Here is a 21,528-nt window from a genome sequence, read left to right as displayed (position 1 = left end):
GAGGGGACACCTCGGTGTCGCTCGGGTATCCGGCACCATTTCGGGCAAAGTTCCGCGTCGGGGCGCGCCCGACCCCACCACGGGGCCGGGCGCTCGATACGGGTGAAGCGTTCAGCCGACCCGCCGGAAGCAGGTCATCGCGCCGGGCGCCTTGCGCTTGGCGAACTCCTGGTAGCCCAGCTGGGGCGCGGTGTCGCGGGCGTACTGGTTGCCGTTGTAGACGCAGATGGTGCCCACGTCCAGGCGGTCCAGCGCCGGCTTGAGTTCGGCCGGCGTCGGGCTGGCGGCGCCGTCCGCGAAGCCGGCGAGCAGCAACCGGTCCTTGGCGAACTGGGAGGTGAGGTCGTACTCGACGAGGTAGAAGTCGCGGGGCAGGACAACCCGGACCTCGCTGGTGATGATCGGCGTGGTGCGCATGATCGTCTTCGGGGCGAGCAGCATGCCCCGCGGGCGGTCCAGACCCTTGATCCAGAAGGAAATCGCCTGGCGCTGCTGCGGAAGCTTCCAGGTGGGGCGCTCGTGCACCTCGACCCAGCTCTTCGGCGACCACATCGGGGTGGCGAACAGCGCGAACGAGGCGACCAGCAACACCGCGATCCCCCCGGACGCCGCCCGGCGCAGGGCCGGGGTCGGCGCCGGCACACGCACGGTGCACAGCAGCCCGATCAGCGTCGGCAGGGCGAGCAACCACGGCACGCGCCAGAGCACCACCGAGATGCCGCTCAACGCGCTCAGCACCTCCAGCACGCCCGGCACGAACAACACGCTCAACGCCAGGGCGGCACCGGCGGCGAGCAGCGCGGGCGTGCGCCGACGGGCGAGCAACGCCCCGCACCACAGCGCCAGACCGCTGATCACCCCGACCACGCCGAACAGCAGGGTCCGCTTGTAGGTGTACGCCGCGTCGAAGAAGGCGTCGTCCGCGCCGGTCGCGGCCATCCCGCCGAGCACCAGGCGGGAGACCACCAGCGAGCCGATCGGGTACGCGAGGGCGGCGACCGCCGCGACGACGGCCGCCTTCCACCGGCCGACCAGCAGCATGGCGAAGCCGGCGGCGCCGACCAGCATCGGCAGGATGATCGCCGCGGTGTTGGTGAGCCCGATCGCGGTGATCGAGAGCGCCACGATGAGCAGCAGGCTGCGCCGCGACCGGTTGTCGAACCACTCGGTCAGGTACAGCCACATCAGCGGAATGACCGCCGAGACGAACATGCCCTTGCCCTCGTGCAGCCGAGGAAGGTGGAACGTGCCCAGTGCGGCGTCCCCGCCCGCGACGAGGTAGAGGTACGCGATCGCCACGGTGAAGGCGAGCAGCGGACGGCGCGGGGCCCACCGGTGGGTCAGCCGCCACAGCGCCAGCACCGCGAGCACCGCCATGATCGGCAGTAGCACGTACCAGAGGGCCGAGCTGGCGTGGATGCCGACGACATTGGCGAACGCGCCGTCGAAGACCTCGATCGACGGGATGGGTGGCTGCGACCCCATGGCCGGCAGCACGTTCTCGGAGAACAGGAAGTCGTTGAGCGGGATCAGGTCACGCTCGGCGATCCACACCGACTTGCCGACGTAGTAGACGTCGTCCGGGGTGTTGCGGGCCAGGAAGAACGAGGAGATGCCGACCAGGACCGAGACGACCAACGCGTACGCCGACTGCGCCGCGGTGGGCGCCGGGGCCGCCGGGGTGGGCGCCGGGCCGTTGCGCCAGGCCTGGCGCACCAGCAGGAGCCCGCCGACGGCCGCGAGCAGGCCGGCCACGGCCGGGATCCACCAGGAGAGCCCGACGTCGGTGCCGGCCACACCGGCGGAGACGGCGGCCACGGCGGCGGCGACCAGAACCCCGGTCAGCAGGCGGCGGTCGGCGGCCGGGCGTGCGCTGGCGGGCTGCTCGGAAGCCGCCGGCGCGCTGTCGGCCGGCGCGCTGTCGGCCGCCGGGGTGCCGGCGCGACGACGGGCGCGCAGCACGGCCACGACCGCGAGCACCACACAGGCCAGCAGCCAGATCCGGAAGGTCACCGACGGACGCAGGTCCCCCAGGAAGGCCAGGTGGTAGAGCACGGTGAAGAGCGCGAACGCGATCACGGCGCCATCGGTGAGCAGCGCCGGGGCGACGGCCATCAGCGCGCGTACCCGGGAAAGCCCGGCGCGGGCGGTGGCGGGCCGGGATGCCTGCCCGGTCCGCGGCGTCGGATCCGGTTCGGCGGGCGCTACGGCGATGCTGTCGACGTGGGCCACGGGCGTCCTTACTCGTCAGGCGGATGAGGGGCATCGGCACGGTGACGGCCGGGTGTCAAGGGGGCAGCGTAGCGGAATCGGGCAGGGGGGCCGCTGCTGCCGGCGACCGTGTGTCGGAGGGCTGGTCAACCCGAAATCGGAGCCGCCCGGGGACTGGACAGCACGCTGTCGGCACCGAGCCCGGCCGCCACGGATTCGACCAGGTTGTCGAGGTAGCCGTCGGTGAGCGGGAGCCGGGCGATGGCGAGCCGCCAGTAGAGCGGCCCCACGATGAGGTCGACGGCGGTGTCCAGCTCGGTGTCGGCGGGCAGCTCGCCACGCTGCACGGCACGCGTGACCAGGCGACCGCCGATCTCCTGCTGCCGGGCGTACAGCACCTGACGCAGGGTCACGTCGATGCTGGGGTTGCGGGCGGCCTCGGCCAGCAGATCCGGGATGATCTGCGACGCCAGCGGGTGCCGGAGCGCGTGCGCCACCGCCTGGAACAGCAGCGCGAGATCACCGCGTAGCGTGCCGGTGTCGAGGGCGGGGAGCTTGCGGTGTGCCGCAGCGGCGACGATCTCCAGCACCAGGTCGAGCTTCGAGCTCCACCGTCGGTAGACCGCCGTCTTGCTGACGCCGGCCCGCCGGGCCACCGCCTCGATGGAGAGCCGGCCGTAGCCGACCGCGGCGAGCTCCTGCATCAGCGCGCGGCGGATCGCCGTGGTGATCTCGTCGCGCAGCACCGCCGCGCCGGCCGGCACCCGCCTCTTTTCGGTGGTCATCGAGGGCTCTTATCGCAGGTCACGCGGGATAGCGTAGCGCAACGACGGTACGGTTGCGTCCCGACGTGTTTCGGACTACTGTCCTCGCAGCGACGAGGCGGCGCCCCGCGCAAATTTCCCACTAGGATTCGATCGTCGCGAGCAACCCCCGTCTGCACGAAAGATCGGAGCGCCATTTCCATGGCCACCACCGCGCTGGTCGACCCCGACACGGGCCTGACCCAGGCGCAGCTGGCCGCTCGGCACGGGCTACGGGTCGCCGGTGAGCGACCCAGCCTCGTCGAGTACAGCCGCCGACTATGGGCCTACCGGCACTTCATCGCCGCGTACGCCAACGCCAAGCTCGTCGCCTCGTACAGCAACGCCAAGCTGGGTCAGCTCTGGCAGGTGCTCACCCCGCTGACCAACGCGGCGGTCTACTACCTGATCTTCGGGGTGGTGCTGGCGCAGAACGACAACATCCCGAACTTCATCGCCTACCTGACCACCGGGCTGTTCATCTTCAACTTCACCCAGAGCGCGATCCTGGCCGGCACCCAGTCGATCAGCAGCAACCTGGGGTTGATCCGGGCACTGCACTTCCCCCGGGCCAGCCTGCCGCTGTCCACCACGATCACCCAGTTCCAACAGCTGCTGGCCTCGATGGTGGTGCTGGTCGGCATCGTGCTGGTCACCGGTGAGCCGCTCACCTGGAAGTGGCTGATGCTGCTGCCGGCGCTGCTGCTACAGGCGGTGTTCAACGCCGGCGTGGTGCTGCTGGTCGCCCGGCTGGGCTCCAAGGCGAGCGACCTGAAGCAGGTCATGCCGTTCATCATGCGGACCTGGATGTACGGCTCCGGCGTCCTCTACAGCGTCACCCTCTTCGACCGGCTGCCCGGCTGGGCGACGACGCTCGTGCAGTACAACCCGCTGCTGGTCTACATCGAACTGGCCCGGTACGCGCTGCTCGAGGAAGCGCCGCTGCTCAACGAGTCGCTGACCCAGCTCTGGCTGGTCGGCGCCGGGTGGGCGCTGGTCGCCGGCATCGGCGGTTTCATCTACTTCTGGCGCGGCGAACAGGAGTACGGCCGTGGTTGATCACTTCGACGCCCCCGTTGAGGCGAGCGCGACGATGACCCGAACCCAGGAGCGCATCCCGACCGTGGTCGTGGACGACGCGCACATCATCTACCGGGTGCACCAGGGCGCCGCCGGTGGCACCACGCCGGTGGCCGCGCTGCGCCGGCTGGTGAAGCGCACCCACGCGCCGAACGTGCGGGAGGTACACGCCGTCAAGGGCGTCTCCTTCACCGCGTACCGGGGCGAGGCGATCGGGCTGATCGGCAGCAACGGCTCCGGCAAGTCCACCATCCTGCGGGCCATCGCCGGCCTGCTGCCGGTCAACCGGGGCGCGATCCACACCCAGGGGCAGCCGTCCCTGCTCGGCGTGAACGCCGCCCTGCTCAACGACCTCTCCGGGGAGCGCAACGTCACCCTCGGCTGCCTGGCCATGGGCATGCACCCCGATGACGTGGCCAAGCAGGCCGCGGGGATCATCGACTTCTCCGGGATCAACGAGCGGGGTGACTTCGCCAGCCTGCCCATGCGGACGTACTCGTCCGGCATGGCGGCCCGGCTGCGGTTCTCCATCGCCGCCGCCAAGAAGCACGACGTGCTGCTCATCGACGAGGCGCTCGCCACCGGCGACAAGGGCTTCCGCAAGCGCAGCGAGCAGCGGGTGCGGGAGTTGCGGGAGGGCGCGGGGACGGTGTTCCTGGTCAGCCACCAGCTCTCCTCCGTACGGGACACCTGCGAACGGACGATCTGGCTGGAATCGGGCCTCATCCGGATGGACGGCCCCACCGACGAGGTCATCCGGGCCTACGAGGCGTACGCGAACAGCAAGTAGAGTTCCGGCGAACGTCCGGCATCGACACGCACCTGAGGACCGCGTCGCCCGCGTTGGGGCGACGCGGTCCGCGCGTTAAGGTTCATTCCGTCGCCGCTCGGGCGGAACCTTCCGTTAACGCATCCCTGAGAGTGAGGATCCGGCAATGACGCAGGACCAGACCACTGGCCCGGACGCCGAAGCGGAGACCCCGACGCCGTGGCGGCCCTCACGGACAGTGGCGGTGGTTCTGGCCGGAGGCACGGGGACCCGGCTGGGCCTCGGCATCCCGAAGCAGCTGCTGAAGATCGCCGGTAAGCCGATCATCGAGCACACCCTGGCGGTCTTCGAGGCGGCACCGGAGATCGACGAGATCATCGTGCTGATGGCGACCGGCCACGTCGAGGACGCCCAGCAGATCGTCGAGAAGGCCGGCCTGCGCAAGGTCACCAAGGTGATCGAGGGCGGTGACACCCGCAACGCCACCACCCGGATCGCGCTGGACGCGGTCGGCCCGGAAGACTGCAACATCCTCTTCCACGACGCGGTGCGCCCGCTGCTCAGCGGCCGGATCGTGCGCGAGTGCGTCAACGCGCTCTGGAGCTACGCCGCCGTGGACGTGGCCATCCCCTCCGCGGACACGATCATCCAGGTCGACGACAACGACTGCATCACCGACATCCCGGTGCGCTCCCGGCTGCGTCGGGGACAGACCCCGCAGGCGTTCCGCTCCCCCACGATCCGGGCGGCGTACCGGATCGCCGAGGACGACCCGGACTTCGCCGCCACCGACGACTGCGGCGTGGTGCTGCGCTACCTTCCCGGCACCCCGATCAAGGTGATCGACGGTTCGGACGAGAACATCAAGGTCACCCACCCGGTCGACGTGCACCTGGCGGACAAGCTCTTCCAGCTCGCCGCGGCGCAGGCGCCCCGGCTGACCGACCACCGCAGCTACAGCGAGGAGCTGACCGGCCGCACCATCGTGGTGTTCGGCGGCAGCTACGGCATCGGCCACGAGTTGACCGAGCTGGCCCGTCGCTACGGCGCCCAGGTCTTCCCGTTCAGCCGTTCCAGCACCGGCACCCACGTGGAGCGGGCCGAGGACGTCGAGGCCGCGCTGACGACCGCCTTCGAGGCCACCGGCCGGATCGACCACGTGGTGGTCACCGCCGGCATCCTGGAGAAGGGCGCCCTCGCCGAGATGGACGAGGAGACCATGGACCGGCTGCTCCAGGTCAACTTCGTCGGCCCGGTGACCATCGCCCGCCAGGCCCTCCCGTACCTCCAGCAGACCAAGGGCCAGCTGCTGCTCTACACCTCCAGCTCCTACACCCGGGGTCGGGCCCGCTACGCGCTCTACTCGGCCACCAAGGCCGCCCTGGTCAACCTCACCCAGGCGCTCGCCGACGAGTGGGCCGACATGGGCGTCCGGGTCAACTGCATCAACCCGGAGCGCACCGCCACCCCGATGCGGACGCGGGCCTTCGGCGAGGAGCCGGAGCACACCCTGCTCGCCGCGGAGGCCGTCGCCCAGTCGTCGCTGGACGTGCTGATCTCCGACCTCACCGGTCAGGTGATCGACGTACGCCGGGCTCCCGGTGACGGGCCCACGCCGAACGTGCCGGCGCAGGCCGGGTCGGGTCGGGTCGAGACGCCGGCCGGCGCGACGTCCGCGAACTGACGCCGACGGCTGCGGAACCACGAACGGAGCGACATGCGCGGCGACCTGGTCCGAAAGCTGGCCGCCCGGTGCCTGACCACCGGGTTGGCCGTGCTGGCCTTTGTCGTGCTGGCGCTCACCGGCGCCACCGGCTGGGGGCTGGCGCTGGCCGTCGCCGCGTTGGCCGCCTCGGCCGCTGAGCAGCGGATCCGGCCGAGCGCCGACCTCGTGGCGGAGACCGCGTTGATCGCCGCGGCGATCCTGGTCGGTTACTCCCGGCGGCTGGACGACGGGCTCAACCTCGCGCTGGTCGCCACCGGGCTGGTCCTGCTGGGGCTGGTGCTGCTGGTGGGGCCGCTGCGCACCGCCGGCAGTCTGGAGATCCGGGCGGCCAATCTGCCGGTACGCGCCTGGACGCCGCTGATCGCCGACCGACTCGGCACGGCGCTGCTCGGGCTGCTCGCCGCCCTGGCTCTCGCCGCCGCGCTCGCCCTGCCGGCCGGTGTGGCGCTGGCCGCCAGCCTGCTGGTCGGCGCGGTCGCCGGCGCGGTCGCACTGGACCTGGCCCGGCGGCGGTTCCGGCCGCGGGCCGGCGGCGGGTCGGTGGCCGCCGCGCTGCGCCGGCACCAGCCGGAGTTCCTGCTCTACTTCTCCGCGCCTCCCGGGTCGGAATACCAGGTCACCATGTGGCTGCCGTACCTGGAACGGATCGGCCGGCCGTTCCTGGTCGTGCTGCGCGAGCCGGAGTTCCTGGCCCCGATCGCGGCGGCCACCGACGCGCCGGTGGTCTACTGCCCCACCCTGGGGGCGATGGACGAGGCGTTGGTGCCGAGCCTGCGAGCGGCGTTCTACGTCAACCACGGGGCGAAGAACAGCCACTGCGTCCGCTTCACCCAGCTCACCCACATCCAGCTGCACCACGGCGACAGCGACAAGGCGCCGAGCGCCAACCCGGTGTCGGGAATCTTCGACCGGATCTTCGTGGCCGGGCAGGCGGCGATCGACCGGTACGCCCGCGCCGGGGTGCAGATCCCGGCGGAGAAGTTCGTGGTGGTGGGTCGCCCACAGGTCGAGTCGATCGAGGTACGCCCGGAGCCCACACGCGGGCTGGCGCACCCGACGGTGCTGTACACCCCGACCTGGACCGGGCACCACGCCGACGCCGACTACTGCTCGCTGCCGGTGGCCGAAGGGCTGCTGCGCCGGCTGTTGGAGCGCGGCGCGACGGTGATTCTGCGGGCCCACCCGTACACCGCGCAGAACCCGGCCTCGGCCCGCCAGCTGGGCCGCCTGACCGAGCTGCTCGTCGCCGACCGGGCCCGCACCGGCCGCCAGCACGTCGTCGGCGCGGCGGCTCGGGAACTGAGCCTGACCGAGTGCGTCAACTCCGCCGACGCGCTGGTCTCCGACGTTTCCGGAGTGATCTCGGACTTCCTCTACTCCGGCAAGCCGTACGCGGTCACCGACATGGGCGACGAGGGCGACCGGTTCGTGGAGCGGTTCCCGTTGGCCGGGTCGGGTTACGTGCTGCGCGGGGACATGTCCAACGTGGACGAGGTGCTGACCGCACTGTTGGACACCGACCCGCTGGCCGAGGCCCGCTGGGCCACCCGCCGCCGCTACCTGGGTGACTTCCCGGCCGAGTCGTACGCCGAGGCGTTCCTGACCGCCGCCCGCCGGGAGCTGACGCCCGCGGAGAAACTGACCGCGTCCGCACCGGCGTAGCCGCTCAGCGGTACGGGTCCAGCAACGCCAGCACCGCCGCCGGGTCCTCCACGTGCGCGTTGTGCCCGAGACCGGGCAGCGTGGCGACCGGTACGCCGTACTCCTTGAGCTGTTCGTCGGTGACCATCGGGTCGTTCTCCCCACGCGCCAGCACCACCGGCACGTCGGTCGCCGCCAGCAGCGCGGCCAGGTCGGGCTCGCCGACGGCGAAGGCGGTCGGGTCCATGGCGAGGCGCCACCGGCCGTCGACCTGGCGCAGCCCGGCGTCCACCACCGGGTGGTCCGGTGAGACCAGGCCGGCCAGCCCGGAGACCCGCAGGTAGCGGCGAGCCGCCTCGGTGCGGCTGGCGAACCAGCTCACCGGGCGGGCGGCGACCTCGGCGGCGCGGGTCAGCTCAGCGGGTGACCAGACCGCCTTGATGCCCAGCCCGACCACCGCGTCCACCGGCGTTCCGGCGTCGCGGGCGGCCAGCGCCAGGCCGACCACGCCACCCAGCGAGTGCCCGAGCACGACCAGCCGGTCGTCGGGGGCGAGGGCCTGCGCGATCTGCTGGGCGAAGCCCACAAAGGAGTACGACGGCAGCGGCGGCGCCCAGCCGTGGCCGGCGAGGTCCGGTGCCAGCCACCGCCCGGGCCAGTGCTGCTCAAGGTACGGCGCCCAGGGCAACCACACGTCCCCGGTCGCCCCCATGCCGTGCAGCAGCAGCAGGACCGGCCTGCGACCGGCGTGACCACCCGATTTCTCCACCACGGCCGCAGTCTCCCACGGTTCACGGCCCGGTACGAGAGTCGTCGATGACAGCCCACCGGCGAACCGCGCGGAGAAACGCCGCGGGCGCCGGCCCCTTGTGGGAGACGGCGCCCGCGGCGGTCAGCGTGCCCGGGTCAGGCGGAGTAGCCCCGGCTGGCGATCCAGTTGGCCAGGTCGATGGTGGTGATCCAGTACGACGAGTCGGCCGGGTTCGCCGAGTCGGCGATCCGCACGGTGCGACCGTTGTCCTTGTAGCCCACGACGGCGATGTAGTGCCCGCCGCCGTAGGAGTGCCAGCCGCCGTCGGTGTCGGTGGCGTCCCCGACGACGTTGGCCACCACGCCCCGGCCGTCGGTGATGGCCTTCACCACGTCGGCCTGGAGCCGGTCCATCTGCGCCGGGCTGGGTGCGCCGAGGAACATCCGGGTCCGGTACGGGGAGCCCTTCACCTCGGCGTTGAGGACCCGGGTGGTGTCCTCGGCCGAGTTGGTGCCCATCTCGGTGGTGCCCAGCTCGGCGCCGAGCTCATCCTGGGTGCGGTCGATGCCGGCGGCGCTGAGCGCGTTGCGGGTGGCCGCCGGGCCGCAGTTGTAGTAAGTGTTCTGCGCCTCGTAGTCGTAGTCGAGGATCTTGGTCGCGGGCGGCTTCGGCCGCTCCGGCTTCCGGGTCAGGTCCGGGTTGCTGCTGGCCTTGGCGGCGGGTGACGCGGCACTGGTGGCCGGGGCGGCCGTGGTCGGCGCGGCGCTGGCAAGGGGGGACGCGTCCCGAACCTCGCCGCGGGAGGCGGCGACGTCGCTGCGCAGCTCGGCGACCGTGGTCGCGGTGCGCTGACCGGCCGGCGCGTCATCGGCCGTGGTGAGCAGGGCGCCGGTGGTGGTGGCGATCGCCAGGGCCGCGGCGGAGGCGGCGACAATCTGGTACGGGCGCTCGGTGGCGAGGCGGCGGAGCTGGCGCTTCAGGGTGTGCTTCACGGGGTCCTCCACGGATCGGGGGAGAGCGGCACACCGGGGCCGGACCGGTATCCGGGCAGGCGCCAGCGCGCGGACGGTGGTCCGCGGATGGTGAACCGCTCAGGGGAACGCCCGGCGCGGCCGGGCGGGGAAGGCGATGACCCGGGGGTCAGCTCACCGTCACGCGACGAATGAGCGGGTGCACCGCCGCGCCGTGGAGGCGAGGGAACAACCGAGGGGTGGAAAGGTGCTGCACGAGGATGTGACTCCTTCCGACACCGCCTACCGGGTTAGCTGACGGATTCGGGCGGGAAGATCGCCCTACCGCGGGCCGTGGCTCGCGGATTCACCCCGGACTTACTGGTGGGTCCCCGGTTCGTTGATCACGATTAAGCGGGTCGGTGCGGCGTCGCGTCTTGCGATCGGTTACCGCACCGGACGGGACGACAGTACTGGTCACTCCGCACCCCTGCCAAGCCAGGTTCACCTGCGTAAACCTCAATCGTGGCAACAATTTCTGCGCGTATTGCCGATGATGTGACTCGATGGGACAACCGGTTACGGCGACGTCTGCGGGCGACAACCGGACAGGCCGCAAAGAACGCGGCCATAATCGCGGGAACAATGCCGCCGATCGCGCCGGCCGTCCGATTCCGCAATTGGGTGACCGGCCTCACATCACGGATCGGGCTCAACTCACCCGGGCCGGGCGCCACCGTGCCACGGCGGCGGGACGCAACGCCCTGACCACCGTCCGGCGGGCGGGCACCGGGGCCGGGCGCAGCCGGGCCGCCGCCGCATACGCCTCCTCGGCGAGGGTACGAGCCGACTCGGCGGCCAACTCCGCGTCGCGCCAGGCGGCCCGCTCACGGCCGGCGGCCACCTGGTAGTCGGCCAGCCGCGCATCCCGGATCACCCGGCTGATCAGCACCTCCTGCTCGACCGGGTGCCGCCGGGGATCCCAGCCGCGCCGGTGCCCGAACACGTCGCCGAGCTGCGTCATGGTCAGGTCGCCCCGCCAGTACGCCGCCATCGCCGCGCGGTGCAGATAGCGTTCCCGGGCGGCGTACTCGGCGGGGGTGTGCGGGGTCTGCGGGGTGGGCAGCGCCCCGGCGCCCGCGAAGCGACGCGCGGCGGTGTCCGCCTCGTCGTACCCCGTCCAGGCCCGCTCCAGCTGCTCCTGAGCGGTCAGCCAGGCGGCGCGTCGCCGCCGGGCGGTGGTGGCCGCGCCGGCCGCGGCGACGGCCACCTCCTCGGCGTAACGGCGCATGTCGACAACCTCGGCGGCGGCCAGCTCCCGAGCGGTGGGCACGGTCGGAAGCGGCTCGTCCGTGGGCCGGTCCCGTTCGGGACGGGCGGCCAGCACGGTGAGGAGGCCCAGGGTCAGCAGGAACAGCGTCGACCAGATGGCGGCGGCCTGCGGCACCTCGGTCACGAACTGGTAGAAGACGACGGTCTCCATGGTCGGCACCTCGGGGAGAGAGCAGTGCGATGGGAGCCGCGCCGGCGGGCCACGGTGGGCCAGGGGCCGGCGGGGTGGGAAGCGGTGGGTCGACGGGGCGCGGCGATGGGACGGGTCGTCCCGGTGGCTCAGCGCCCGGGTGGAGCCCGGGAAGCCCGACTGCTCGAACCCTCGACGAGGGGCAGCCGGTCAGACTCGGCCGCGCGGACCGGCAGCGCGCCGGTCGCGGTGGTGCCCTGATCGCCGGGGAGCGTCACCGGCGTGTCGACCGACCATGCCGGTACCGACTCCTCGGTGGCCTCCGGCGGTATCGCCGAGGCCGGGCGGGTCGCACTGAGCGCCCCGGCGTGCCGGCAGGAGGCCGCCAGCGACCCGGCGGCGACCGAGGCCGGCACCGCGCTCGGCGGTGACACCGGGCCGGCCGTTGACCCGGCGGCCGTGGCCGGGCCTGCGCCGAGCGCCAGGGCCGCGACGACGGCGAGGCTGGTCAGCACCCGCGTCGCCCAGCGCGCCACCCACCACAGCGGACAGGTGAACGCGACCGGAAGCACGTCCCCACGCTACCGTCGTGCCGACCCGGGCGCACCGACCACGGGCGTGTCGGATCACGCCGCGCCGACCCGTTGACCAGGGTGGACACTGTCAGCGCAGGTCGACGTACGTTGATCGACCGCCGGCCTGACCGACCTCGTCGGCAGCCCCGCCGACGTCGCCGCGGCCGTTGCTCGCGGGGTCTGGCGCGTCGTCGTCACCGGCGACCCGCGTGCCGGCCGCGCGTTGCCGAGGGACGGGCGCCGGACGGGCCGGAGGACGGCGCGGCGCGAGGCGGCGCATCATCGGGGTCTCGACGAAGCGGTGCAGCAGCCCGGCGAGGATCAGGTTCGCCACCAGGAAGCCGAGCACCACGGCCGGGCCACGCCATCCGGCGAAGCCGGTCCCCCAGGCTCCGCTCCAGCGCAGCACGCTCGTCATCACCAGCACGTGCACCAGGTAGAAGGCGAACGAGACCTCACCGAGCCAGACCAGCGGCCGGGACCGCCACGGCGAGCGCCGGCCCCGCACGTCCGCGTCCGCGGCGGCGGTGATCACCAACAGGTACGCGACCGCGAGCAGCATGGTCCACAGTTCGGCGCGGATCCACTGCGCGGCCGCCACCCAGGTGACCAGGAAGATGCCGCTGGCCACGGTCAGACCGGGACCGCGCCAGAGCCCTCGGCGCATCAACTCGGCCGCCACCGCGCCCAACCAGAACTCCAGGGACCGTACCGGCGGGAAGATCTGGGTGAACCACCACCGGCTCACCTCCGGCACCAACTCCTGCGCCGGCCAGAGCGCGAGGATCAGCAGCGGCAGCGCGACGATCAGCGCCCAGAGCAGCCTCGGTCGGGCCCGGCGCAGCAGCGGCAGCGCCAGCGGCAGACAGAGGTAGAAGAAGAACTCGCAGGAGAGCGACCAGCTGACGGTGTTGATGCTGTAGAACCAGCCCGGCCGGGGGTCCCACGCCTGGAGCAGCAGCAGGTTCTCCAACGCCGCCGCCGGTAGGACCGGGTCGGCGAACCACCAGGCGACCACCAACGTCGCCGCCCACAGCACCAGGTGGTTGGGGTAGATCTTGGCGATCCGGCGCCGCCAGAAGGTACGCCGGGAGTCGCCCGCGCGGGCTGACCAGACCAGCACGAAACCGCTGAGGATGAAGAAGAACTGCACCCCGGAGAGGCCCAGGGTGAACAGCGCGTCGATCACGGCCTTGTAGTCCGGCTCGGCGATGATCCGCATGGTGCCCGCGTGAAAGCCGAAGACCAGCAGGGCGGCGATCCAGCGCAGTCCGGTCAGCGAGGGCAGCCGGGGCGGGGCGGATGCCGGCCGGGCGGCCGACACCGCGGCGACGCTCGTCATGCCGGGATCCCGACGCCCCGCAGGGTCACCAGCACGGTCGTATCCTCCTCGGCGCGCGTCGGACGACGCGACGGCGACGCCCGCGACGGCCCGGCAGGGCCGCACCGAGGCACCCTACCGGGTCACTCCTGGGTGAACCGGACGAGTCCCACCCGCCCCACGAGCCGCGTTGCCCGGACTGGGGAACCGCCCACCGGCCGGCGTTAACCTTCCGCTGGGCGGGAGTTCAGAGATTCCACCATTGGCGGCAACGTCAGGTTCCGGGGCCGGCCACCCGGGTCGTCGAAGGTGGCGGACGTGGTCAATGAGCCGACGCACGCACCGCTGCTGAGCATCGTCGTGCCCGTGTACGGCGTCGAGGCGTACCTGTACCAGTGCCTCGAGTCGATCCGGGCCGACATCCCCGCGGCCGAGTCGGACGCGGTCGAGCTGATCGCCGTCGACGACGCCTCCCCGGATGGCTGCGGCGACATGCTCCGCTCGTACGCGGTCGGCCGCGCCGGCGTCCGCGTCGTGCACCTGAGCAGCAACGTGGGTCTGGGGCTGGCCCGCAACGCCGGGCTCGACGTGGCCACCGGCCGGTACGTCTGGTTCGTCGACAGCGACGACTGGTTACCGCCGGGCACCATCGCGGCGGTGCTGGACCGGCTGCGCCAGCACCAGCCCGACGTGCTGATGCTCGACCACCTGCGGGTGCACGACGACGGCCGGCGGGAGGTCGACGCGAGCAGCCCGCTGCTGCGCGGGATTTCCGGCGTCACCCGGCTGGCCGACCAGCCGCAGCTGCTGCGGGTGCAGCACACCGCCTGGAACAAGGTGGTCCGCCGGGACTTCATGGATCAGTTGGAGCTGCGGTTCTTCCCCGGCTGGTACGAGGACATCCCGTTCAGCCATCCCCTGCTGATCGGGGCCGAGAAGATCTCCGTGCTGGACCGGGTCTGCTACCTGTACCGCCAGGGCCGCCAGGGCGCCATCACCTCCACCCGCAGCGGCCGGCACTTCGACGCCTTCGCCCAGTACGAGCGGCTGATGGACTGGGTCGCCCGCAAGCACCCGGACGACCGGTTGCAGGCCGAGCTGTTCGAGCTGATGATCAGCCACTACCTGGTGGTGGTGGGCAACGACGGCCGGCTGCACCCACACCTGCGGCGCGACTTCTTCCACCGGGCCGCCGCGCACTACCGTCGGTACCTGCCCACCGGCGGTTACCCGTTGCCCCCGGGCGTGACCGGGCTCAAGCACCGCCTCATCGGGCGGGGTGACTGGTTGGCGTACTCGGCGCTGCGCCAGGCCCACCGGGTCGCTGGTCGTCTGCGTCGGCCCGGCCCGGCGGGCGGCGCCGACAGCGGTTCGCTCACCGCCGACGAGGACCCGGGCCGAGCGGCGGGCAGCGCGGAGACACCTGACGACGGGCTCGCGCCGGAGCGGCGCGACGCGCTGGCCGCTGGCCGGCTGCCGTGATCAACCCCTTCACCGAGCACGCCGGGAGCCGGGGCGGCTCCCGGCGCCCTGGTTTTCCAGGTCGTCCGCCCGCCGGGTGGACGACGACAGCACCACCGCACCCCGGTGCGGGCGTACCCGAGCAGAGGTCGGAATGACGGCGACAATCAAGATCGGACCACACGTGGTCGGTGCCGGGGAGCGACCGTTCGTGGTCGCCGAGATGTCCGGCAACCACAACGGCGATCTGAACCGGGCGCTGGCGATCGTCGACGCGGTGGCCGAGAGCGGGGCGCACGCGCTCAAGCTCCAGACGTACCGGCCGGACACCATCACCATCGACGTCGACACCCCGGCGTTCCGGATCTCCAGCGGGCACGAGCTGTGGGGTGGGGAGAACCTGTACCGCCTCTACGAGCGCGCGCACACCCCGTACGAGTGGCACGCCCCGATCTTCGCGCGGGCCCGTGAGCGTGGCCTGACCGTCTTCTCGTCGCCGTTCGACGCGACCGCCGTGGAGCTGCTGGAGTCGCTGGACGCGCCCGCGTACAAGATCGCTTCGTCGGAGCTGGTCGACCTGCCGCTGATCCGGCTGGTGGCCAGCACCGGCAAGCCGATGGTGATCTCCACCGGAATGGCGACGGTCGCCGAGATCGACGCCGCCGTACGGACCGCCCGGGCCGGTGGCGCGGCGGGCATCGTCCTGCTGGCCTGCACCGCGTCCTACCCGGCGCCGCCGGCCGACAGCAACCTGCGCCGGCTGCCGGTGCTGGCCGGTGCGTTCGACCTGCCGGTCGGGCTCTCCGACCACACGCCCGGCATCGGGGTGGCGGTCGCCTCGGTGGCGCTCGGCGCCTGCTTCATCGAGAAGCACGTCACGCTGGACCGGGCCGACGGCGGCGTGGACTCGGACTTCTCCCTGAACCCGGCCGAGCTCACCGCCCTGGTCGCCGAGTCCGGCCGGGCGTACGCGGCGCTGGGCGGCACCGCGATCGGCCCGACTCCCGCCGAGCGGGAGGGGCTGCGGTTCCGTCGGTCGCTCTTCGTGGTCGAGGACGTCCGGACCGGCGACCCGGTGACCGCGCAGAATGTCCGCTCGATCCGGCCGGCCGGCGGGCTGGCCCCGGTGGAGATCGACCGGGTACTGGGCCGCACCTTCGCCACCGACGTCCCCCGCGGCACCCCGCTGAGCTGGGACCTGATCTAACGTCCCACCCCCGCCCCGGCGATCTTGCAGTTACTGTCCCGACTGAAGGCGCGAAAGCCGTTATTCGGCGTCAGAAAGTGCAAGATCGCGGGGCGGGAGGGTCGGGGCGAACCCGACGGTGACCACCAGGTCAGCCGTACGCAGGGTCCGCCAGAGCGCGGCGCCGTCCGCCGGAGTGCCCAGCCCGTGCCAGCGCCACCAGGTCGCGATCGGCACGTCGGCCAGCTTGCAGCAGCACTCGGCCCGGGTCCACCGGGCCCAGAAGTCACCCGCGCCGAACCGGCGGGCCAGCGCCGCAGGGACCGGGGCGTCGGCGCGCTCCGCGTCGATGGCCACCCGCCAGCCGGGCACCGGTGGGCCGTACCAGCCGACGCACCGTCCGTCGTCGAGGTGGCTGCGGGTCACCGCGTCGGCCATCGCGGTCGGTGAGCCGATGCGCAGGTGCTGCTCGGCGGCGGCGAGCAGCCCCGGCACCGGACGCGGCACGGCGGCCCCGCCGTGCCGCGCCGGTTCCACCGGAAGGGGAACCGGCCGCAGGTCAGATGGCGGCGGCACCGTCCACCACGATGACCTGGCCGTTGATGTTGGTGTGCTCCCGCAGCAGCATCCGCACCACGGGGGTGACCTCCACCGGCTCGGTCAGGTGACCGGTCGGGGTACGGCGCACAATCTGGTCGAGCTGGGTCGGACCGAGCACGGCGGACATCTCCGAGGCGAAGAAGCCGGGCGCGACCGAGTTGACCAGCATCCGGCCGCCCAGCTCGCGGGCGAGCGAGCGGGTGGCGGCGTCCATCCCGCCCTTGGTGGCCGAGTACGCGACGAGGCCCGGGAACCCGCGCTGCCCACAGATCGAGGTGATGTTGACGATCCGCCCGCGCAGCCCCTTGGCGAGCATCCGGCGGATCACCAGCCGGGTCAGCTGGAGCGGGGCCGTCAGGTTGGTCTCGATGATCCGGGCGATGTCGTCGGTGGCGGTGTGCGCGTGCAGGGAGTCCTGCCCCATGGCGGCGTTGTTCACGATGCCGTCGATCGGGCCGAGGCGCTGCTCCACCTCGCGGATGAAGCTCTGCGCGGCGCGCAGGTCGGTGACGTCCACCGAGCCGACGTGCACCCGGTCGGGGTGCTCGGCGGCGAGCTTCTCCAGCTCCGGGGTGATGGTGCGGGCGAACGCGGCCACGCGGACGCCCGCGTCGAGCAGGTCGGTGACGATAGCCAGGCCCAGGCCACGGGAACCGCCGGAGACGAGGACCACGGAGCTGGGCGGGACGAGCTGGGTGTCGGCGGGCTCAGACATCGCTCTTCAGGGTCTCCTTGACGGGAATGTCGGTCAGGACGCGAATTCGGCGCGGCACCGCGTGCTCGGGAAGCCGGTCGGCGCACCAGCGGACCAGCGCGGCCTCGTCCGGCACACCGGTGTCAGCGGAGGCCGCGCCGGCCGGGGCGAGGACCACCTCGGCGACCACCATCCGCCCGAGCACCGGGGCGCGGCGGCCGGTCACCCGGGCCCAGGCCACCGCCGGATGCCCGGCCAGCACGCCGCGGACCACGCCGGCGGAAACCTTGCTGCCACCGACGTTGATCTCGTCGGAGTCCAGCCGGCCGGTGATCAGCACCCGGCCGTCAAGCACCTGCACCCGGTCGCCGGTGCGGATCGGGCCGGCCAGACCGGCCCCGTGGTACGGGGAGGTGACCACCAGCTCGTCATCGCGGACGGAGAGCGTCGGCCGCCCCGGGGTCTCCCGGTCCAGCCAGTCGACCGGGAACCCGGCCCGCCCGTCGTGCACCACAATGGACGCCCCCACCTCGGAGGACGCGTAGATCCAGGAGATCCGGGCCGTCGGGAAGACTTCCCGTAGCTGGTCCAGGATCGCCTGGTCCACCGGCTCGCCGCCGAGGGTGATCTGACGCAGCGGCACCCGGGCCAGCGCGTCGGCGTCGCGGTAGAGGGTGCGCCGCCAGAAGGTCGGGGTGCCGGAGGCCGAATCGACCCCGTGCGCGGCCGCGACCGAGGGCCAGTCGTCCAACTCGTCCGGCTCGACCACCACCAGGTGCTGGCCGGGCTGGGTCAACGACAGGGTGACCACCTGCCACCAGGCGTACGTGCCGGGGGCGTACGGGCAGAGCCAGGTGCGGTCGGGCTGGTCGGCCCGCACGGTGGTCAGCGTGTCGAGGGTGTGCCCGACCCGCTTCGGACGCCCGGTGGAACCCGAGGTCAGCAGCCAGAGCCGGCCGGGCTCGGCGGCTCGCGGCCGGGCCGGTGCGCTCGGGTGCACGCCATCGTCGTCGAGGTCGCCGACGGTGAACCCGGCCTCCAACAGCTCGGCGCGCATCGCCGCGTCGACCCGACTCGCGGTGCTGAGCAGCAGCTCAGTGCCGTGCACGGCGTGCTGCCGCGCCGCGGCGAGCGCGTGCGTGGCCGAGTGGGCGAGCACCGCCGCCGGGTCGGGCAGGGTGGGCGTCGGCAGCGAGCGCCAGGTCAGCGCGGCGCCGCCGACGACGAGCCGGTTGTCGACACCAGCCGGCTCCGGGTGCGCGGGAACGGGCTGGCGCGACGTCGCGACGGTCACTGGTGTTGAAGCTCGACGAGGAAGTCGAGGACGTCCCCGACGGTGGCGATGCGACGCAGCCCGGGGGCATCGAAGTTGAGCTCCTCCCCCGTCTCGTCCTCCACCCGCAGGGCCAGCTCGGAGAAGTCGAGTGACCGGAAGCCGATCTCCCGCAACTGCGCCGCGTCGTCCGCGGGCAGCTCCTTGTCCTGGTTCTTCAGCACCTGAGCCATGAGGTCGCGGATCTGCGCGCGACTCAATTCGTTCATGCGCCGCAGTCTACAACCCAACGAATGCATATCTGATTTCCCGGTAGGCCCAGGTAAGGTGCCGGGACCCGACGTGAACGGCTAGGAAAGCGAGACGCACGTGCTGCGCGAAGCGACGGCGGACGACGTTCATCTGATGTTGTCCTGGCGTAATCAGGAAACCAATCGACAGGTCAGCAAGACCAGTCACGAGATCACCGCCGAGGAGCACGCCCGGTGGTGGTCGGCGGTCCGCGACGACCCGTCGCGGCGGGTGCTGGTGTACGTCCGCGACGACCGACCCTGCGGGGTGGTCACCTTCTTCGACCTGCGGTTGGACGGCCCCCGCACCGGCGCCTGGGGCTTCTATCTGGACGCCGACGGGCTGGACCGGCGAGACGAGACCCTGCCCGCCTGGCTGGGGGTCATGCGGGAGGCCGTCGAGTACGCCTTCGACGGGCTGCACCTGGACCGACTCGACGGCGAGGTGCTCGGCCACAATACCGTCGTACGCCAGATGAACCGGCGTTTCCGATTCGTCGAGGGCACCCCGAGACAGGAGCTGTCGGACGGTCGGGAAATCACGGTCATCCCGATTTCACTGGCTCGGGCGGACCGTCGTCAGCGTTGATTGTCGGACAGTTTCCCGTAATGGACCGGAACCATTAACCGACCGTGCTCCCGGTGGACATCCGCCGTTCACGACTAGCGGTGTCCACCGGGGTGGGTCAGGTCCGCCGCCAGGCCGCCCAGTGCTGCTCCGGGTTCCCGCCGAGCCGGACGAAGCCGTACGCCGCGCCGTCCCAGTCGTCGGCCTGCCCGGGTGCCCAGCGGGCGAACACCACCTGGGCCGCGGCCGGTGGCTGCTTGTCGCCGAACCACCGGACGTCGGTCCAGGTCACCTGGTGGCTGAGGTTGAACCGGAGGACGTAGTGCACCCCGGTCGAGGCCCACACCCGCTCACCGGGGCGTACGCCGACGTCGGCCACCCGGGGCGTCGGGGCGGTGCTCTCGGCGGTCGGTCGCACGATCCGTTGGTCGATCACCTGCATCGTGACGAGGTTGACCACCACGAGGGCGCCCAGGATCGGCAGCCGCAGGCGGGGCACCCGGACCGCGGCGACGAGCAGCACACAGCCGGCGATGCCGACCAGCGACCCGACGACCGGTCGCAGCTCCTCCCAGCCCCCGGTCAACGCCACCAGGTCCGGCGCGCTGAAACCGCCGTAGCGCAGCTGGTGGCCCTGGCTGGCCACGTACGCGAGTCGGGCCGCGATCAGCGCACCGCCACCGACCAGCAACGCCACCGCGACGGCCGCCCGGCGCAGCACCACCCGCCACCCGGCGGTGAACAGCACCCCCAGCCCGACCAGCAGCCAGAACGGCGCCAGCATCTGCACGTAGCGGCCGTAGATCGCGTCCAACGGCTTGCCGGTGATGCCGGACAGGATCACCGACGCGCCGCCGGCCACCCCGACGGTCACCGCGAGCGCCACGCCCATCGTCCAGCGGGCCGCGTCGCCGTGCCGTGGACGCCACAGCTCGCGCACCGCGCCGGCCCAGGCCACCCCGGCCATCCCGAACGTGATCACCACGAGGTACCAGAGCTGGGTGGTGACCGCCGCGCTCACCCGGACCACACCCTGGGCGGAGGCGATCGCCTCGAGCGTGCCGCCGCCGGGGGTGCTGCCGAGCAGGTAGACCTTGCCGCCGAGGTAACGGATGGCGGCCTCGTTGACGAGCGCCATGGCGAGCACCGGCAGCAGCGCCGCGAGCACCACCGGCGGGCTGATCCGGCGGCGGACGAACAGCAGCAGGACCAGCCCGGCGTGCACGGCCACGATCACCAGGCCGCGGGAGTGCAGCAGGTGGAAACCGCCGACCAGCAGGCCGACGGTGGCGGCGGCGAGCGGGCCGGGCCGGGTGATCCAGCGGTGTACGGCGAGCAGCCAGGCGACCACGAGCGGCGCCATCACCGCGTCGATCATGGCAACGCCCGCGTAGAAGGCGGTGGCCGGCAGGGTCACCGCCGCGACCGCGCCGAGCAGCGCGTACGAGCGGCGCAGCTGGAACAGGCGGCGACCGAAGAGGTACGCCAGCGGCAGCAGCATCGAGTTCACCATCGCGTTGATCAGCTGGACGATCCGGTAGCTGTCGGTGAAGTCCCGGTCCCCGAGGAACGCCGGCGAGATCAGCATCGGGTAGCCGACCCGGCGCAGCAGGTCGTTCTCGCTGCTGAAGCCCCCCGGGCCGCCGGCCAGCGCGCGGGCGGTGTTCAGGTAGCTGTCCTCGTCGGTGTGCGCGATCGGCAGCACGATGTGCCGGGACCACCACATCCGCCAGGCCACGCTGAGCACCCAACCGAGGACCAGCAGCAGCGGCACCAGCCAACGCCGGGCGGGCTGGTCACTCGGCGTCTCGGCCACCACCGCCGGCCGTTCGACCACGTCACTACCGGGTGCCATCAACGCCTCCAGAATTGCCGGCCGGGCCGGGCCCGCGCGGATCCGACGAGCCCGTCGGCCGGCGTCGGTGACGCTCGGGGTGGCCCGCTCGCATCAAGCTGGTGTGAATGTCGGGTGAACACGGGAACCGGCTTCGCGCAGGGCCGCCGGGTCATTCGCGCGGTCACTGTAGCGGCCCGATCCGGCCAGGTCAGCCCCCGTCCCGGGCGGTCGAAAGTGTTCGCCTACGCGGTGTCCGGCATTCACGGGAGCAGGGGTTGCGGTTCACCCGCGAGCGCCGAGGAGTTAACCCGCCATGGCTAGCGTGTCACC

Annotated in this window: 19 protein-coding genes and 1 riboswitch; of the genes, 7 read left to right on the top strand and 12 right to left on the bottom strand. The window is 72.2% G+C overall.

The window, feature by feature from the left end; genetic code table 11:
- Positions 1-111 precede the first annotated feature (111 nt).
- Together AC5L30_RS07925 and AC5L30_RS07920 are read right to left on the bottom strand one after the other, a co-directional pair.
- Complete coding sequence (locus AC5L30_RS07925; RefSeq protein WP_494866257.1) at positions 112-2,232, bottom strand: DUF6077 domain-containing protein; 2,121 nt, start codon at positions 2,230-2,232, stop codon at positions 112-114.
- Positions 2,233-2,357: 125 nt separating this feature from the next.
- Positions 2,358-2,996, bottom strand: a complete 639-nt coding sequence (locus tag AC5L30_RS07920) for a TetR/AcrR family transcriptional regulator (protein WP_494866256.1) — start codon at positions 2,994-2,996, stop codon at positions 2,358-2,360.
- Positions 2,997-3,176: 180 nt separating this feature from the next.
- Between AC5L30_RS07920 and AC5L30_RS07915 the strand changes: the two genes are divergently transcribed.
- From AC5L30_RS07915 to AC5L30_RS07900, 4 genes are all read left to right on the top strand, one after another.
- On the top strand, positions 3,177-4,073 hold the full coding sequence (locus AC5L30_RS07915) for an ABC transporter permease (protein ID WP_494866255.1): 897 nt from the start codon (positions 3,177-3,179) through the stop codon (positions 4,071-4,073).
- Between the two features lie 34 nt (positions 4,074-4,107).
- Positions 4,108-4,884 (top strand): ABC transporter ATP-binding protein, encoded by a 777-nt coding sequence (locus tag AC5L30_RS07910; protein ID WP_210781399.1) that lies wholly within the window; start codon positions 4,108-4,110, stop codon positions 4,882-4,884.
- A gap of 145 nt (positions 4,885-5,029) precedes the next feature.
- Positions 5,030-6,547, top strand: a complete 1,518-nt coding sequence (locus tag AC5L30_RS07905; protein WP_494866254.1) for a D-ribitol-5-phosphate cytidylyltransferase — start codon at positions 5,030-5,032, stop codon at positions 6,545-6,547.
- Positions 6,548-6,580: 33 nt separating this feature from the next.
- Positions 6,581-8,251: a CDP-glycerol glycerophosphotransferase family protein gene (locus tag AC5L30_RS07900; RefSeq protein ID WP_494866253.1), complete on the top strand. Its 1,671-nt coding sequence runs from the start codon at positions 6,581-6,583 to the stop codon at positions 8,249-8,251.
- A 4-nt stretch (positions 8,252-8,255) separates the two neighbouring features.
- Here AC5L30_RS07900 and AC5L30_RS07895 read toward each other — a convergent pair whose 3' ends face one another.
- From AC5L30_RS07895 to AC5L30_RS07875, 5 genes are all read right to left on the bottom strand, one after another.
- A complete protein-coding gene (locus AC5L30_RS07895; protein ID WP_494866252.1) occupies positions 8,256-9,002 on the bottom strand; it encodes an alpha/beta hydrolase in 747 nt (248 codons plus the stop codon).
- A gap of 134 nt (positions 9,003-9,136) precedes the next feature.
- A complete protein-coding gene (locus tag AC5L30_RS07890) occupies positions 9,137-9,985 on the bottom strand; it encodes a C39 family peptidase (protein ID WP_494866251.1) in 849 nt (282 codons plus the stop codon).
- A 231-nt stretch (positions 9,986-10,216) separates the two neighbouring features.
- Positions 10,217-10,358, bottom strand: a riboswitch (cyclic di-AMP (ydaO/yuaA leader).
- Positions 10,359-10,643: 285 nt separating this feature from the next.
- On the bottom strand, positions 10,644-11,414 hold the full coding sequence (locus tag AC5L30_RS07885) for a hypothetical protein (protein ID WP_494866250.1): 771 nt from the start codon (positions 11,412-11,414) through the stop codon (positions 10,644-10,646).
- 128 nt (positions 11,415-11,542) lie between these two features.
- On the bottom strand, positions 11,543-11,965 hold the full coding sequence (locus AC5L30_RS07880; RefSeq protein WP_494866249.1) for a hypothetical protein: 423 nt from the start codon (positions 11,963-11,965) through the stop codon (positions 11,543-11,545).
- Positions 11,966-12,056: 91 nt separating this feature from the next.
- On the bottom strand, positions 12,057-13,310 hold the full coding sequence (locus tag AC5L30_RS07875; RefSeq protein WP_494866248.1) for an acyltransferase family protein: 1,254 nt from the start codon (positions 13,308-13,310) through the stop codon (positions 12,057-12,059).
- 297 nt (positions 13,311-13,607) lie between these two features.
- On the opposite strand from AC5L30_RS07875, the gene AC5L30_RS07870 reads away from it, so the two are divergent.
- Positions 13,608-14,771: a glycosyltransferase family 2 protein gene (locus AC5L30_RS07870; protein ID WP_494866247.1), complete on the top strand. Its 1,164-nt coding sequence runs from the start codon at positions 13,608-13,610 to the stop codon at positions 14,769-14,771.
- A gap of 133 nt (positions 14,772-14,904) precedes the next feature.
- Entirely contained in the window at positions 14,905-15,957 is a 1,053-nt protein-coding gene (gene pseI / locus AC5L30_RS07865; protein ID WP_494866246.1) for a pseudaminic acid synthase, read from the top strand.
- Positions 15,958-16,017: 60 nt separating this feature from the next.
- Here pseI and AC5L30_RS07860 read toward each other — a convergent pair whose 3' ends face one another.
- The 4 genes from AC5L30_RS07860 to AC5L30_RS07845 are packed head-to-tail and all read right to left on the bottom strand — an operon-like array spanning position 16,018 to position 18,772.
- Positions 16,018-16,443, bottom strand: a complete 426-nt coding sequence (locus AC5L30_RS07860) for a hypothetical protein (protein ID WP_494866245.1) — start codon at positions 16,441-16,443, stop codon at positions 16,018-16,020.
- 52 nt (positions 16,444-16,495) lie between these two features.
- Positions 16,496-17,251: an SDR family NAD(P)-dependent oxidoreductase gene (locus AC5L30_RS07855; RefSeq protein WP_494866244.1), complete on the bottom strand. Its 756-nt coding sequence runs from the start codon at positions 17,249-17,251 to the stop codon at positions 16,496-16,498.
- A complete protein-coding gene (locus AC5L30_RS07850) occupies positions 17,244-18,524 on the bottom strand; it encodes an AMP-binding protein (RefSeq protein WP_494866243.1) in 1,281 nt (426 codons plus the stop codon). The genes AC5L30_RS07855 and AC5L30_RS07850 overlap by 8 nt, the downstream gene beginning before the upstream one ends.
- Complete coding sequence (locus AC5L30_RS07845; protein WP_091401397.1) at positions 18,521-18,772, bottom strand: acyl carrier protein; 252 nt, start codon at positions 18,770-18,772, stop codon at positions 18,521-18,523. Before AC5L30_RS07845 ends, AC5L30_RS07850 begins: the two co-directional genes overlap by 4 nt.
- A gap of 100 nt (positions 18,773-18,872) precedes the next feature.
- On the opposite strand from AC5L30_RS07845, the gene AC5L30_RS07840 reads away from it, so the two are divergent.
- A complete protein-coding gene (locus tag AC5L30_RS07840; protein WP_494866242.1) occupies positions 18,873-19,382 on the top strand; it encodes a GNAT family N-acetyltransferase in 510 nt (169 codons plus the stop codon).
- Between the two features lie 97 nt (positions 19,383-19,479).
- Here AC5L30_RS07840 and AC5L30_RS07835 read toward each other — a convergent pair whose 3' ends face one another.
- On the bottom strand, positions 19,480-21,216 hold the full coding sequence (locus AC5L30_RS07835) for a hypothetical protein (RefSeq protein ID WP_494866241.1): 1,737 nt from the start codon (positions 21,214-21,216) through the stop codon (positions 19,480-19,482).
- Positions 21,217-21,528: the final 312 nt, after the last annotated feature.

This window comes from Micromonospora sp. BQ32, from assembly GCF_059358895.1.
This window is presented reverse-complemented; position numbering and strand designations above follow the sequence as displayed.

Bases quoted from the DNA above. Each gene is read 5' to 3' on its own strand.
- AC5L30_RS07920 (WP_494866256.1), bottom strand. From the start codon at position 2,996: ATGACCACCGAAAAGAGGCGGGTGCCGGCCGGCGCGGCGGTGCTGCGC.
- AC5L30_RS07915 (WP_494866255.1), top strand. From the start codon at position 3,177: ATGGCCACCACCGCGCTGGTCGACCCCGACACGGGCCTGACCCAGGCG.
- AC5L30_RS07910 (WP_210781399.1), top strand. From the start codon at position 4,108: ATGACCCGAACCCAGGAGCGCATCCCGACCGTGGTCGTGGACGACGCG.
- AC5L30_RS07905 (WP_494866254.1), top strand. From the start codon at position 5,030: ATGACGCAGGACCAGACCACTGGCCCGGACGCCGAAGCGGAGACCCCG.
- AC5L30_RS07900 (WP_494866253.1), top strand. From the start codon at position 6,581: ATGCGCGGCGACCTGGTCCGAAAGCTGGCCGCCCGGTGCCTGACCACC.
- AC5L30_RS07885 (WP_494866250.1), bottom strand. From the start codon at position 11,414: ATGGAGACCGTCGTCTTCTACCAGTTCGTGACCGAGGTGCCGCAGGCC.
- AC5L30_RS07875 (WP_494866248.1), bottom strand. From the start codon at position 13,310: ATGACGAGCGTCGCCGCGGTGTCGGCCGCCCGGCCGGCATCCGCCCCG.
- pseI (WP_494866246.1), top strand. From the start codon at position 14,905: ATGACGGCGACAATCAAGATCGGACCACACGTGGTCGGTGCCGGGGAG.
- AC5L30_RS07855 (WP_494866244.1), bottom strand. From the start codon at position 17,251: ATGTCTGAGCCCGCCGACACCCAGCTCGTCCCGCCCAGCTCCGTGGTC.
- AC5L30_RS07845 (WP_091401397.1), bottom strand. From the start codon at position 18,772: ATGAACGAATTGAGTCGCGCGCAGATCCGCGACCTCATGGCTCAGGTG.
- AC5L30_RS07835 (WP_494866241.1), bottom strand. From the start codon at position 21,216: ATGGCACCCGGTAGTGACGTGGTCGAACGGCCGGCGGTGGTGGCCGAG.